The sequence below is a fragment of the Streptomyces sp. NPDC029164 genome (genome assembly GCF_055563995.1).
Genome location: NZ_JBVHWW010000029.1, coordinates 50,479 through 63,436 on the forward strand (window position 1 = coordinate 50,479; position 12,958 = coordinate 63,436).

Annotated in this window: 12 protein-coding genes; 6 read left to right on the plus strand and 6 right to left on the minus strand. The window is 74.0% G+C overall.

The genetic code is table 11. The features are described from left to right. Positions 1–3: 3 nt before the first annotated feature. Positions 4–273: a hypothetical protein gene (locus ACZ4VT_RS26195; RefSeq protein ID WP_319731741.1), complete on the plus strand. Its 270-nt coding sequence runs from the start codon at positions 4–6 to the stop codon at positions 271–273. 49 nt (positions 274–322) lie between these two features. On the opposite strand, the gene ACZ4VT_RS26200 is transcribed toward ACZ4VT_RS26195, so the two are convergent. Genes ACZ4VT_RS26200 through ACZ4VT_RS26210 form a run of 3 tightly spaced genes read right to left on the minus strand, consistent with a single transcriptional unit; the run spans position 323 to position 3,356 of the window. Then, positions 323–1,543 (minus strand): CaiB/BaiF CoA transferase family protein, encoded by a 1,221-nt coding sequence (locus ACZ4VT_RS26200; RefSeq protein ID WP_467953174.1) that lies wholly within the window; start codon positions 1,541–1,543, stop codon positions 323–325. Positions 1,544–1,599: 56 nt separating this feature from the next. Then, positions 1,600–2,397, minus strand: coding sequence for an ABC transporter permease (locus ACZ4VT_RS26205; protein WP_404960912.1), 798 nt, complete (start codon positions 2,395–2,397; stop codon positions 1,600–1,602). Then, positions 2,394–3,356: an ATP-binding cassette domain-containing protein gene (locus ACZ4VT_RS26210; protein WP_467953176.1), complete on the minus strand. Its 963-nt coding sequence runs from the start codon at positions 3,354–3,356 to the stop codon at positions 2,394–2,396. Before ACZ4VT_RS26210 ends, ACZ4VT_RS26205 begins: the two co-directional genes overlap by 4 nt. A gap of 73 nt (positions 3,357–3,429) precedes the next feature. On the opposite strand from ACZ4VT_RS26210, the gene ACZ4VT_RS26215 reads away from it, so the two are divergent. Beyond that, on the plus strand, positions 3,430–4,155 hold the full coding sequence (locus tag ACZ4VT_RS26215; protein WP_467953178.1) for a TetR/AcrR family transcriptional regulator: 726 nt from the start codon (positions 3,430–3,432) through the stop codon (positions 4,153–4,155). 304 nt (positions 4,156–4,459) lie between these two features. Here ACZ4VT_RS26215 and ACZ4VT_RS26220 read toward each other — a convergent pair whose 3' ends face one another. Next, positions 4,460–5,584 carry a type ISP restriction/modification enzyme gene (locus tag ACZ4VT_RS26220; RefSeq protein ID WP_467953254.1) on the minus strand — a complete coding sequence of 375 codons (1,125 nt, stop codon included), beginning with the start codon at positions 5,582–5,584 and terminating at the stop codon, positions 4,460–4,462. 166 nt (positions 5,585–5,750) lie between these two features. On the opposite strand from ACZ4VT_RS26220, the gene ACZ4VT_RS26225 reads away from it, so the two are divergent. Next, the gene (locus tag ACZ4VT_RS26225) at positions 5,751–5,912 is read left to right on the plus strand and encodes a hypothetical protein (protein WP_467953180.1); all 162 of its coding nucleotides are present in this window, start codon (positions 5,751–5,753) and stop codon (positions 5,910–5,912) included. A 53-nt stretch (positions 5,913–5,965) separates the two neighbouring features. Here the strand turns inward: ACZ4VT_RS26225 and ACZ4VT_RS26230 are convergent, their stop codons facing one another. Together ACZ4VT_RS26230 and hmgA are read right to left on the minus strand one after the other, a co-directional pair. Then, a complete protein-coding gene (locus tag ACZ4VT_RS26230) occupies positions 5,966–6,715 on the minus strand; it encodes a GntR family transcriptional regulator (protein WP_467953255.1) in 750 nt (249 codons plus the stop codon). Positions 6,716–6,794: 79 nt separating this feature from the next. Continuing rightward, on the minus strand, positions 6,795–8,123 hold the full coding sequence (gene hmgA, locus ACZ4VT_RS26235) for a homogentisate 1,2-dioxygenase (RefSeq protein ID WP_467953182.1): 1,329 nt from the start codon (positions 8,121–8,123) through the stop codon (positions 6,795–6,797). Between the two features lie 181 nt (positions 8,124–8,304). Between hmgA and ACZ4VT_RS26240 the strand changes: the two genes are divergently transcribed. The 3 genes from ACZ4VT_RS26240 (at position 8,305) to ACZ4VT_RS26250 (ending at position 12,938) form a co-directional block, all read left to right on the plus strand. After that, positions 8,305–10,512: a right-handed parallel beta-helix repeat-containing protein gene (locus ACZ4VT_RS26240; RefSeq protein ID WP_467953184.1), complete on the plus strand. Its 2,208-nt coding sequence runs from the start codon at positions 8,305–8,307 to the stop codon at positions 10,510–10,512. A 142-nt stretch (positions 10,513–10,654) separates the two neighbouring features. After that, entirely contained in the window at positions 10,655–11,470 is an 816-nt protein-coding gene (locus tag ACZ4VT_RS26245; protein WP_467953257.1) for a cupredoxin domain-containing protein, read from the plus strand. Between the two features lie 166 nt (positions 11,471–11,636). Further along, entirely contained in the window at positions 11,637–12,938 is a 1,302-nt protein-coding gene (locus ACZ4VT_RS26250) for a hypothetical protein (protein ID WP_467953258.1), read from the plus strand. Positions 12,939–12,958: the final 20 nt, after the last annotated feature.

The window sequence follows — 12,958 nt, forward strand, 5'->3', positions numbered from 1 at the left end:
AACATGGAACAGATAGCTATGCGCAGCAGGCCGCCTCGCGTGCCTGCCATCACCTGCGGCAGCGGTGCGAGCAGTTCGCGCCTCGACCGCCATCTCGCCGTGCTGGGCGGACCCGCCGTCCCGCACCGGGAGACCGCGGAGGCGACGCTGCTGATGCGCGAGCTCACCTCCCGCGACCACACGCACCGTCTGCGGAGCCGGAGCGCGCGCGTCTCGCTCTTCGCGCCGCTGCGCCGTCTGCGTCGCACGCTCTTCGGCAGCCGCCGTTCGTAACCGTCCCCGCACCGCGGCCGCTCGCCCTCGGGCCTGCGGCTTCCCGGCCCTACCCGATCACACCGTCCCGGCGCAGTTCCGAGATCTGCGCGTCCGCCATCCCCAGGGCGCGCAGCAGGGATTCGGTGTGTTCGCCCAGCGCGGGCACCGCACCCATGTGCGGTGCCGCGCCGCCCGGCAGCCCGATCGGCGGTAGCAGGGCCCGCAGCGGTCCGGCCGGTGACCCCACCTCCCGCCAGCGGTCCCGGGCCGCCAGCTGCGGATGCCCGGCCAGCTGTGCCACCGAGTTCAGCCGCGCGCAGGCGATCCCCGCCGCCTCCAGCCGGCCGATCGCCTCGTCCGCGCCCAGCCGCCCCAGTGCCTCCGCCACGACCGCGTCGGTCTTCTCCCGGTTCGCGGTGCGTGCCGTGTTGGTCGCGTACGCCGGATCTTCCGCCAACTCGGGCTGGTCCAGAACCTGTTGTGCGAGCCGGCGCCACTCGCGGTCGTTCTGCACCGACAACAGCACCCGGTCCCCGTCGGCCGTTGGGTAGGCGTCGTAGGGCGCGATCACCGCGTGCGCGAGTCCGGTGCGTACGGGCTGCTCCCCGCCGTGCATCGTGTGGTGCAGCGGATGCCCCATCCACTCGGCCAGCGCGTCCAGCATGGACACCTCCACCCTGCCCCCGCGCCCGGTGACCCCCCGGCGCAGCAGCGCGGCGAGGACGCCCGAGAAGGCGTACATGGCCGCCGCGATGTCCGCCGCGGGGATCCCCGCCTTGACGGGCTGCTCCGGGGTTCCGGTCACCGAGACCAGTCCCGCCTCGCACTGCACGAGCATGTCGTAGGCGCGCTTGTGGGCGTACGGGCCCTCGGGGCCGTAGCCGGAGACGTCCACGGCGACCAGCCGCGGGTAACGCGCGCACAGCGCGGCCGAGTCGAGGCCGAGCCGGGCGGCGGCGCCCTGCGCGAGGTTCTGGACGAACACGTCGGCGCCGGCCAGCAGGCCGTGCAGGACCTCCCGGCCGCGCGGGTCCTTCAGGTCGAGCGCGATCGACTCCTTGCCCCGGTTGGCCCAGACGAAGTGCGAGGCGAGGCCGTGCGCGGCGGTGTCGTAGCCTCGCGCGAAGTCGCCGCCGTCGGGACGCTCGACCTTGATCACCCGGGCGCCGAGGTCGGCGAGCTGCCGGGTGGCGAAGGGGGCCGAGACGGCCTGTTCGACGGCGACGACGGTGATGCCGTCCAGCGGGAGCGGTTCGGAGGCCGGTTCGGGAGCCGTTTCGGTAGCCATGGGCCCTGCCTACCGGCTCGGGCGGCCACTGTCACCACACGCGGTGGTGACATGCGTCATCCGCGCGCCGCCTCCCCGCGGGCGAACCTGCGCGTGGCCAGCGGCACGAACAGCGCGAGGAGCAGCACCGACCACAGCAGGGCCCCGGCCACCGGATGCGCCGCGGGCCAGGCCGCGCCCGCGGCCGCCTCGGCCCCGGCGTTCCCGCACAGCTCGCGCACGGCGGTGGCGACGGCGCTGATCGGGTTCCACTCGGCGACCGCGCGCAGCCACCCGGGCAGCCCCGCGGTCGGCAGGTAGGCGCTGGACAGCATCGGCAGGACGAAGGTGGCGCTGCCGAGCTGGCCCGCCGCCTCCTCGCTCCTGCTCAGCAGTCCGAGGTACGTGCCCACCCACGCCGTGGCGAAGCGGAACAGCAGCAGCACGCCCAGGGCGCCCAGCGCGCCGGGCAGGCCGTTCTCGATGCGCCACCCCATCGCCAGCCCCACCAGCATCAGCGGCACCATCGACACGCCCGTGGTGAGCAGATCGGCCGCCGTCTGCCCGAGCGGGACGGCGGTGCGGCTCATCGGCAGGGTGCGGAAGCGGTCCATCACGCCGCGGTGGGCGTCCTGGGCCGCCGTGAACATGCCGGTCATCAGGCCGTTCGCGGCGGTGGCGGCGAGCAGCCCGGGCACCAGGAACTCCCGGTACTCGGCGCCCGGCATGGCGAGGGCGCTGCCGAAGACGTAGCCGAAGAACAGCAGCATGGTGATCGGCATGGTCTGGGTGAGGACCAGCAGCGCGGGGGCGTGCCGGGCCTTCTGGAGCTGGCGGGTGAAGACGGCTCCGCCGTCGGACAGCAGGGTGCTCATGCGGCGTACTCCTGGTCGGCGGGACGGGCCTGGGTGAGGCGCAGGAACACCTCGTCGAGGGTGGGCGGGCGCAGGCCGGCGTCGGTGACCGGCACGCCGGCGGTGTCGAGTTCCCGGATGATCCGCGGCAGGGTGAGCCCGCTGTCGAGGACGGTCACGCCGACGGTCAGCCGCTCCTCGTCGAGCACGGGCCGGCCTCCGGTGAGCTGGTCGAGGACGCAGGCGGCGCCGGACAGCGCCGCGCGGTCGGTGACCGTGACCTCCGCGTAGGAGCCGATGCGGGCCTTGAGCCCGGCCGGGGTGCCGGTGGCGGCCACCCGGCCGCGGTCGACGACCACGATGTCGTCGGCGAGCCGGTCGGCCTCCTCCAGGTACTGGGTGGTGAGCAGCACGGTGGTGCCCTCCTCGGCGAGTTCGCGCACCGCGCTCCAGATCTGCTCGCGGGCCGCCGGATCCAGGCCGGTGGTGGGTTCGTCGAGGAACAGCACCCGGGGGCGGGTGACCAGCCCGGCGGCCAGGTCCAGGCGCCGCTTCATGCCGCCGGACCAGGTGGCGGCCACCCGGTCGGCGGCCTCGGTGAGCCCGAACCGCTCCAGCAGTTCGTCGGCGCGGGCCCGGCCCCCGGAGCCGCGTAGTCCGGCGAGCCGGGCGAAGAGCCGGAGGTTCTCACGGCCCGTCAGGTCCCCGTCGACGGAGGCGTACTGGCCGGTGACGCCGATCGCGCGGCGGACGGCCGCGGGCTCGCGGGTGACGTCGTGGCCGGCGACGAGGGCGCGCCCGGCGGTGGGTGCGGTGAGGGTGGTGAGGATCCGGACGGCGGTGGTCTTGCCCGCGCCGTTGGGGCCGAGGAGGCCGCAGACCGTGCCCTCGGGGACGGTGAGGTCGAGGCCGCGCAGGGCGTGGACCTCCCCGTAGCTCTTCTCCAGACCCTCACTAAGTACAGCGTACGTAGTCGTCATGTGCGACACCGTACCTCACTACGTACGGTGTACGTAACTAAGATGGGGGCGAGACGACGAGGTGATCTGAGCGATGACAGCCGGCGGGCGACCCGCTGAACCCGAAGTGATCTGGTCCAGGCCCCAACGGGCCGGCCGCGGCCCCAGGCCGGCGCACAGCCGCGAGTCCATCGCGGCCGAGGCGGTGCGCGTCGCCGACGCGGAGGGGATCGAGGCCGTCTCGATGCGGCGCGTGGCCGCCGGAGTCGGTGCGGGGACGATGTCCCTCTACAACTACGTGCCGCGCAAGGAGGACCTGTACGAGCTGATGGTCGACGCGGTCAGCGGGGAGTACGAGTTCACCCCGCCGACCGGCGACTGGCGGGCCGACCAGCTGGCCTTGGCCCGGCAGACGCGCGCGCTGATGCACCGCCATCCCTGGCTGCCGCGCCTGCTGAGCCCCGTGTACGGCTTCGGCCCGAACGCCCTGCGCTACCTGGAGCACAGCCTGGACTGCCTGGCGCCCCTCGACGTGCCGGACGCCGAGAAGCTGGAGCTCGTCGCCGCGGTCAACGGCACCGTCGCGGCCTACGTGGCGGGCGAGCTGGCGCTGGCCGAGCGGGCCCGGACCCTGCCGTGGAGCGAGGCGGAGGAGCAGGGCGTACGGACGGCCTGGCTCGGCTCCCGGCTGGCCACGGGGGAGTACCCGCGGCTGGCGGCGGCCCTCACGGGCGGCGGCCCGGTCCCGGGCGCGGGCCTGGACATGGACGCGGTGTTCGACCGCTCGGTGTCGCGGCTGCTGGGGGCCTGGGGTACGTAGGGGCGCGCGTGCGGGCGTCGTCCGTGCGGGTTGGTCCGGTGGCGGAGCCGTCGGTGCGGGTTCGTCCGGCGCGGGTCTGCCTGTGCGGGTTCCGCCGCGCGGGTCTGCCGGTGCGAGTTCCGCCTGGCGGGTCTGCCTGGGCCGGTTCGGCCCCGCGGGTCTGCCGGTGTGGGTTCGGCCCCGCGGGTCTGCTGGTGCGGGTTCGGCGGCGCGGGACTGCCTGGGCGGGTTCCGCCGCGCGGGTCTGCCTGGGGCGGGTTCGGCCGCGCGGGTCTGCCAGGGCGGGGCTCGTCCCCGCGGAGGCTCAGAGCAGCGCGAACTGCCCGCCCGGGCCCTCCTCGTGGTGGTCCAGCACCGAGGCCGGCCGCCGGGACCAGCCCGGCGGCGGAAGCACCCCGGCCGCGCGCAGCCCCTCGGCCGACAGGCCCGGCCCCGGCTCGAACGCGGCCCGCTCCGGCGCCAGATCGGCCAGCAGCGCCAGGGTCGTCACCAGGGCGAGCAGCTCCGAGGTCCAGCTCTGCGGCCACTCGGCGGGCCCCAGCGCCTCCAGCCCGTCGGCGTCCGGGCCGCGGTGCGCGGTGCGCGCGGCGAACCAGGCCTCCAGCACGCGCACGCCCTGCGCCTCGTACTCCCAGGCCCCGGCCGGCACGGGGGAGACCATTCCGCTCCCGAGGCTCAGCGTCTCGCTCCCGGCGTCGTACGCGAGCTCGTGCGGCCACGCCCCGACCGCCGAGCGGACGTACGGGCGCCGGCCGCCCGGCAGCCGCGGCGGCTCACCTCCGCGCGCCCCGCGCAGCTGGACGGTGAGCAGCCGGTGCCCCAGCTCCAGGCCGGTCCGCCAGCGCGCGGGATCGGCGGCGAGCGGGACCTCGTAACCGCGCGGCCCCGGCCTGCCCGCGGCGAGGACCCAGCACAGGAAGTCCTCGGGGGTGGCCCAGCCGCCGTAGCGCTCGCCCAGCAGGGGCAGCAGGCCGGGGGCGAGGTTGGGTTCGGTGCCGCCGGGGCGCCGGTGCAGCGGGCGGATCCGGCCGAGCCGGCCGGCCGGAAGGTGCGCGGTGACCAGCGGGTCCGGGGTCTCGACGAGGAACACCTGGTGCTCGTCCCGGACCCGCCAGAGCTCCGGACGGGCCGTGTCGATCAGCCGCTGGTCGGGCAGGAGCCACTGCTCGTCGAAGGGCTCGCGGAGCACCCGTACGGGGTCGGGGCAGGCGCCGGGCGCGTCGGTGAAACGGGCCGTGGCCGCCGAGCGCTGGCCCGGCAGCGCGGCCGCCCCGGCGGCGGGCGTGCGGACCCGGCTCGGGCGGAACAGCCGCTCCCGCTCGGCCCCTTCGGAGCCGGTCAGGAGGGCCCAGCGGGCGCGCAGGGCCGCCGGATCGGGTGCGGCCACCCAGTCCCGGCCCAGGCGCAGGCCGCCCACGGCCCAGGGCATCAGATCGTCCAGCAGCGGTACGTCTTCGCTCACGCCGCCGATGGTAGCGACGGGATCCGATGGCGGGGCTGCGTCCAGGCCGAAGCGCTACGCTCCTTATGTACGCCCATGTGGGCAATGTGCGCATACGGGAGGCGTACGTACGGGATCGACCGAGGAGACGGTCATGAGCCAGTACGACGAATACTCGACTCCGTCGCAGGCCGAGGGCGAGCGCCTCGACGAGGACATGGACGAGAAGCAGCGCAAGGAGCGCCACCCCCAGACGATGCGGACCACGCCGTCCCAGGCGGAGGGCGAGCGCACCACGGAGACCGACGAGAAGTAGACCGCCCCCCTGCCGCCCCTGCCGGCCTCCTGCCCGCCCCCTGCCGGCCCCCGTCAGTGCGCGTCGACCGTCACCGTGAAGGAGAACCGGTCCCCGCGGTAGCGGATCCGCGCCACGTCCACCACCCGGCCGTCCTCGTCGTACGTCACGCCCGTGTAGTGCAGGATCGGGCTGAGCAGCGGGACCTGGAGCAGCTCGGCCGTCTCCGGGTCGGCGAGCCGGGCCTCCACGGTGTCCGTGATGCGGCTGATGCGGACGCCCGCCACGTCCCGCAGCACCTTGGTCATCGGCCAGCGCTCCAGATCGGCGAGGTCCACGGCCTCGGCGAACTCCGGCAGGACCGCGTTCTCCGCCCAGTTGGTCGGCTCGCCGCTCTCGCGGTCGTGGCGCAGCCGGCGGTAGGTGACCACCTCCGGTGTGGCCGGGAAGTGCTCCAGCAGCTCCCCGGCCACGGGCGTCCGCCCGTGGCCGAGGATCGTCGTACGATCACCCGACTGCTGGGCCACGATCGCGTCTACCGAGCCCAGCAGCCGGACCGGGGTGCTGCGCAGCGCGCCCGGCTCGATGAAGGTGCCGCGCCGCCGGTGCCTGCTGATCAGCCCCTCGCCCTCCAGCTCCTTGAGCGCCTGCCGCATGGTCAGCACGCTCACCCCGTAGTGCTCGGCGAGCTGCTCCTCGGTGGGCAGGCGCAGCGAGGCGTCCGGAGTGCGCCCGAGTATCGAGGCGCGCAGTGACTGCGACACCTGATACCAGAGCGGCAGCTTCCGGTTCAGTACCAGCGAGTCGGGGGCGAAGGCGGTCACGGGGGTCACGGGTGGATCTCCGAACGGGGCTGGACAGGGGTGACGTGACGTGCAGCGCATGCAGGGTATGCAGTGCAGGTCAGGCGCGGAAGTGGCGCTGCAGACCCTGCCACACGTCGTCGTAGCCGCGCTGGAGGTGATCGGCGCCGGCCGCCTGGGCGGTGGCGGTGATCGGCCAGCGGGTCTCGAACATGAAGGCCAGGCCGTCGTCGATCTTCTGCGGCTTCAGCTCGGCGGCGCTGGCCCGGTCGAAGGTCTCCCGGTCCGGGCCGTGCGCGGACATCATGTTGTGGAGCGAGCCGCCGCCGGGGACGAAGCCCTCGGCCTTGGCGTCGTAGGCGCCCTCGATGAGGCCCATGTACTCGCTCATCACGTTGCGGTGGAAGTAGGGCGGGCGGAAGGTGTCCTCGCCGACCAGCCAGCGCGGGGCGAAGACCACGAAGTCCACGCCCGCCAGGCCCGGGGTGTCGGAGGGCGAGGTCAGGACCGTGAAGATCGACGGGTCGGGGTGGTCGTAGCTGATCGAGCCCAGGACGTTGAAACGGTGCAGGTCGTAGACGTACGGGACGTGGCTGCCGTGCCAGGCGACCACGTCGAGCGGGGAGTGGTCGTAGGTGGCCGACCAGAGGTTGCCGCAGAACTTGTTGATCACCTCGGTCGGGCGCTCCACGTCCTCGTACGCGGCCACCGGGGCCTGGAAGTCGCGTGCGGCGGCGAGGCCGTTGGCGCCGATCGGGCCCAGGTTCGGCAGCTCGAAGGGCTGGCCGTAGTTCTCGCAGACGTAGCCGCGGGCGTCGGCGTCCAGCAGCTCGACGCGGAAGCGGACCCCGCGCGGGATGAGGGCCATGTCGCCAGGCCGGGCGGCGAGCAGGCCGAGTTCGGTGCGCAGGAGCAGGCCGCCGCGCTCGGGGACGATCAGCAGCTCGCCGTCGGAGTCGCTGAACACCCGGTCCGTCATCGACGCGTTGGCGGCGTAGAGGTGGATGGCCATGCCGGCGCGCTGGGCCGCGTCGCCGTTGCCGCCGAGGGTCCACAGGCCGGACAGGAAGTCGGTGCCGGGGGCCGGGTCGGGCAGCGGGTTCCAGCGCAGCCGGTTCGGGTCCGCCGGGGCCTCGGTGAAGGGGGCGGTGCGCAGGGCCCCGTTCTCGATCCGGGTGAAGGGCGGGTGCGCGGCCGAGGGGCGGATCCGGTAGAGCCACGAGCGGCGGTTGTGGGTGCGGGGCTCGGTGAAGGCGCTGCCGCTGAGCTGCTCGGCGTAGAGGCCGAGGGGGGCGCGCTGGGGCGAGTTCCGGCCGAGCGGCAGGGCGCCGGGGACGGCCTCCGAGCTGTGCTCGTTGCCGAAGCCGGTGAGGTACTCCAGTGCCTCCGCCGTCTTCCTGGCCTGCTCGCTGCCGGCCTGCTCGCTCATGTGCTGCTCCCGCTCCGTCGAAGGAATCCTATGGCTGACAGTAGGATTCCGCGGCCCGTGCGTCAACGGGGTCCCGGAGAGTCGTGTTCCGGGTGGCCGTGGGAATCGGATCCAGGGGGCCGGGAACGGATTCGCGCAGAGGGGGCTCCCAAAAGATGAACATTGCTCTACTCTCACGCGCATGTCGTGGACCCGCAGGTTCCCTGCCGTGCCGGCGGCGCTCCTCGCCGCCCTCCTTGCCCTCCTGACCCTCTTCGCCGCCGCGCCCGCCGCGCGCGCGCACGAGGAACGCCCGGTCACCCTCCCCGACGGCTCCGGATCCGTACCGGAGTACCGCGACAGGGAACCCGACCTGGTCGTCTGCAAGACCGACCGGCCCGCCTTCGAGCGCCGGATTTCCGCCTTCCCGGAAGACCTCCGCCGGCGCAACCTCGCCCTGTACGAGCGGTGCGAGCAGAGCGGCTACCGCCACCTCCAGGAGGCCGTCGACGCCGTCGACCGGCCCGGGATGAACATCGCGATCCTCCCCGGCCTGTACGAGGAGGAGCCCTCGCTCCCGAAGCCGACGGGGGAGTGCGCCGCACTCAAGGCCCCCGAGTCCTCGCTCGGCTACCAGATCCTGTCGTACGAGCAGCAGGCGCAGTGCCGGCACAACCAGAACCTCGTCGCGATCCTCGGCAAGACGAACCTGCAGATCGAGGGCACCGGCGCGTCACGGCTGGACGTGGTCGTCGACGCCAAGTACCAGAAGCTGAACGCCATCCGCGCCGACAAGTCCAACGGCATCTACTTCCGCAACTTCACCGCCCAGCGCACCACCTTCAACTCGCTGTACGTGCTCGCGGGCGACGGCTTCGTCATCGACGACGTGCTGACCCGCTGGAACGACGAGTACGGCTTCCTGACCTTCGCCAGCGACCACGGGCTCTACAAGAACTGCGAGTCGTACGGCAACGGAGACTCCGGCATCTACCCCGGCAGTGCCTCGAACATCAACGACGGCCGCGGCTACGACGTCCCCCGCTACTCCATCGAGATCACCGGCTGCCGCAGCCACCACAACATGGTCGGTTACTCCGGCACCGCGGGGGACTCGGTCTGGGTGCACGACAACGAGTTCGACCAGAACATGGGCGGCGCCTCGATGGACAGCGCCTTCCCCGGCCACCCCGGACTGCCGCAGAACCACGCCAAGTTCGAACGGAACCTGATCCACGACAACAACCAGGACTACTACCACCACGTCGCCGACGGCACCTGCGCCAAACCGCCGATCGAACGCGGCTACGAACGCGGCGTCGTCTGCCCGCAGATCTCCATGCCCCCCGGCACCGGCATCATCACCGCGGGCGGCAACTGGAACCTGTACGAGGACAACTGGGTGTACGGGCACCGGCGCGCGGGCTTCTTCCTCAGCGCGGTCCCCGCCTTCATCCGGGGCGAGGAGAAGTGGTCGAAGCAGACCGACACCTCCCACCACAACCGGTACGCAGGGAACGTCATGGGCAAGGACAAGTCCGGCGCCTCCCGCCCCAACGGCATGGACGTGTGGTGGGACGGGCAGGGCCGCGGCAACTGCTGGCAGGACGGCCCCGACGGCTCCACCCCCGGCACGGTCCCCCAGTGCGGCGCCGCGCGCGGCGAGGTCTCGGGCGCCTCGGCCCGCCTGGTGGGCGAACCGGTCAAGCTGGTCCAGCTCCTCGTCTGCGCCGACTACAACGTCCAGGCGCGCAAACTCCCGGCCGGCTGCGACTGGTACGGCGCACGCGGCCTGGAGCGGGTGGAGACCCAGCTCGCGCTCGCCGTGGCCGGGGTGCTGCTGCTGGTCGGCGGGGTCCTGTGGTGGCGCCGCCTGCGCGGTTCCCGGCTGGGCACGGCGGCCACACTCCTGGGCCTGGCCGGCCTCGTCCTGGACGTCGCCGGCTCCACCCTGCCGATGACCGCCACCTTCGTCCCCGCACTCGCCCTCCTCCTGCTCGGCCTGTGGTGGACGGGCGTGGGCCTCGCCCTGCGGCCCACCCGCCCCTGGCCGGCCCGCCTGACCCTGCTGCTGGGCGCCCTCACCCTGCTGGACGCCTTCGACAAGGCCGTCCTGATGATCCCCTGGACCCCCCTCAGCCCCGCCTGGGCCCGCGCCCTGGTGGCCGTCGTCTGGATCCTGTGGGCCGTCGTGGCCTCGGCCCGCCCCGGCACCCCGGCCCGCCCCGGCACCCCGGCCCGCCCCTCCGCCCCGGACGCCGCCCCTGCAGGCGACCCCACCGCGGTCCCCGCCGTTCCCGGCGGCCCCGCCCCGACCGTCCCCGCGGCCCCCGCAGGCACCAGCGACCCCACCCCGGCCGGCCCCGCGGCGTCCGCCGAAACCCCGACCGCCCCGGACCCGGCGCCGTGACCGCCGCCGCACCCCTCCCGAGCGCCCCGACCACAGGAGGCCAGCCGTGACCGGCCACCCCGACGACGAGATCCGGTGCGTCGTCTGCCCTACGCCGCCCCGCGCGGCCCGCAGGACCCGCCGAGCCGCCCGCAGCGCGGCCCTGCTCGCCCTCGCCCTGCTCCTGGCGTGCGGCGCGGCGACGGGCTGCGGCGGGCGGGCCACCACCCACCACAAGCCCGGCACCAGCCACGAGCAGGCCTCCGGCGACGTCGGCACCCTGCTCACCGCGGACGACGGCGCCGGCCACCGCCTGCGCGAGGTCCCGGCTCAGGGCGCGCCGGAGGTCCAGCTGACCGTCCGCCCGGACTCCGAGGACGGCTGGAACCTCCAACTCGCGGTGAAGAACTACCGCTTCACCCCCGACAGCACCGGCGGCGCCGCCCTCCCGGGAGCCGGCCACGCCCACCTGGAGCTCGACGGACGCAAGGTCGCCCGGCTGTACGGCCCGTGGTTCCACCTGCCCGCCGCGCAGGTCCCCGAGGGCGCGCACACCCTTACCGTCCGCCTCTACGCGGACGACCACACCGCCTGGGCGGTGTCCGGCAAGCCGGTGGAGGCCACGACCCCGCTCACCGCCGCCGCCCCGGGCGCCGCCGCGGGCCACGGCCACGGGGAGACCGAGGCCGCGCCGAAGTCACCGGACGCGCAGCACGCCGACCGGACCGTCACCCTCACCGTCCGAGACGGCAAGGTCAGCCCAGCCCCCGCCCGCACCGAGCTGCGGCGCGGGGAGCGCGTCGCCCTGCGTGTCACGAGCGACCGCGCGGACACCCTGCACGTCCACGGCTACGACAAGGAGCTCGCCCTGCCGGCAGGCCAGGAGGCCACCCTGATCCTGACGGCCGACCGCACGGGCCTCTTCGAGGTCGAGACCCACGAGTCCCGCCTCGTCCTGACCCAACTCCTCGTCCGATGACCCCACCGGGCGGCGGTGGGACACAGCCCCCGGCGGGGCTGCGGTGAGCCTCGGCGCGTCGGGCTTCGGCGCGTCGGGCTTCGGCGCATGGAGCTTCGACGCATCCGGCTTCGGCGGTGCGGGCGCCGCCGCGTCGGGCCTCGGCGGTGGCGGCGTCGGTCAGGGCGTGATCCTTCACCCGACCGAACCGTTCGCCGTGCTCGCGCACGGGATCGGCTCCCAGCACGATCTGCCGATCTCTCCCTTCTACGCCTTCGCCGGTGCCTTCGCCGCGCTGTTCGTCTCCTTCCTCGCGCTCGGCCTCCTCTGGTCCACCTCCCGCTTCCGCGGCGAGCGCTCCGGGCTCGCCCTGCCCACCGGCCTCCAGCGGGTGGCCGACGCGCCGGCCACCCGAACCGCCCTGCGCGGACTGGGGCTCGCCGCCGCACTCGCCGTCCTGCTCCACCTCCTCCTCGGTCCCGACGACCCCGCGCACAACCCCGCTCCCGGCGCCGTCTACGTCCTCCTCTGGGTCGGACTCGTCCCCGCCTCCCTCCTCCTCGGCCCCGTCTGGCGCCTGCTCAACCCGCTCCGCACCCTGCACCGCCTGCTCTCCCGGGCCCTGCGCCGCCGCGGACCCGACCGCCCCCTCCCCGCCCGGCTGGGCCAATGGCCCGCCGCCGCCGGGCTGTTCGGCTTCACCTGGCTCGAACTCGTCGCTCCCGACCCCGCATCCACCACCACCCTCCTCATCGCCCTCACCACCTACGCCACCGTCCAGCTGCTGCTCGCCGCCCGCTTCGGCGAGCGCTGGTTCGACGACGGAGACGCCTTCGAGGCGTACTCCGCCCTCCTCGCCCGGCTCTCCCCCCTCGGCCGTCGCAGCGACGGCCGCCTGGTCCTCCGTAACCCCTTCCACGGACTCGACGCGACGCCCGAGCGGCCCGGACTCGTCGCCACCGTCTGCGTCCTGCTCGGCTCCACCGCCTACGACGGCTTCTCCGACAACCCCTCCTGGATCAACGCCCTCCAGACCTCCCCCCTCGGCCGCACCCCCGCGGCCACGCTCGGACTGCTCGCCTCCATCGCCCTCGTCGCCGCCCTGTACTGCCTGTGCGCGGCCGCCACCCGCCTCGTCAGCGGCCCGCACCCCGGTCCGCTCACCGCCTTCGCGCACTCACTCGTACCGATCGCACTCGGCTATCTCATCGCCCACTACTTCTCCCTCCTGGTAGTCGAAGGACCACGCACAGTAAGCATGGCATGGGGCACTGACAACGCCCCCGAACCCGCCCCACCACTGGGTCCCGGCGCCCTCGCCGCCCTCCAGGTCATCGCGGTCGTCACCGGCCACGTGCTCGGCGTTGTCGCCGCCCACGACCGCTCGGTACGCCTCTTCCCGCCCGCGAAGGCGGTGGCCGGCCAACTGCCACTGCTGGCGCTGATGATCACGTATACCGTCGGAGGTCTCAGCCTCCTGCTGAACTGAGGCCCCTGCCGACCCCGGAA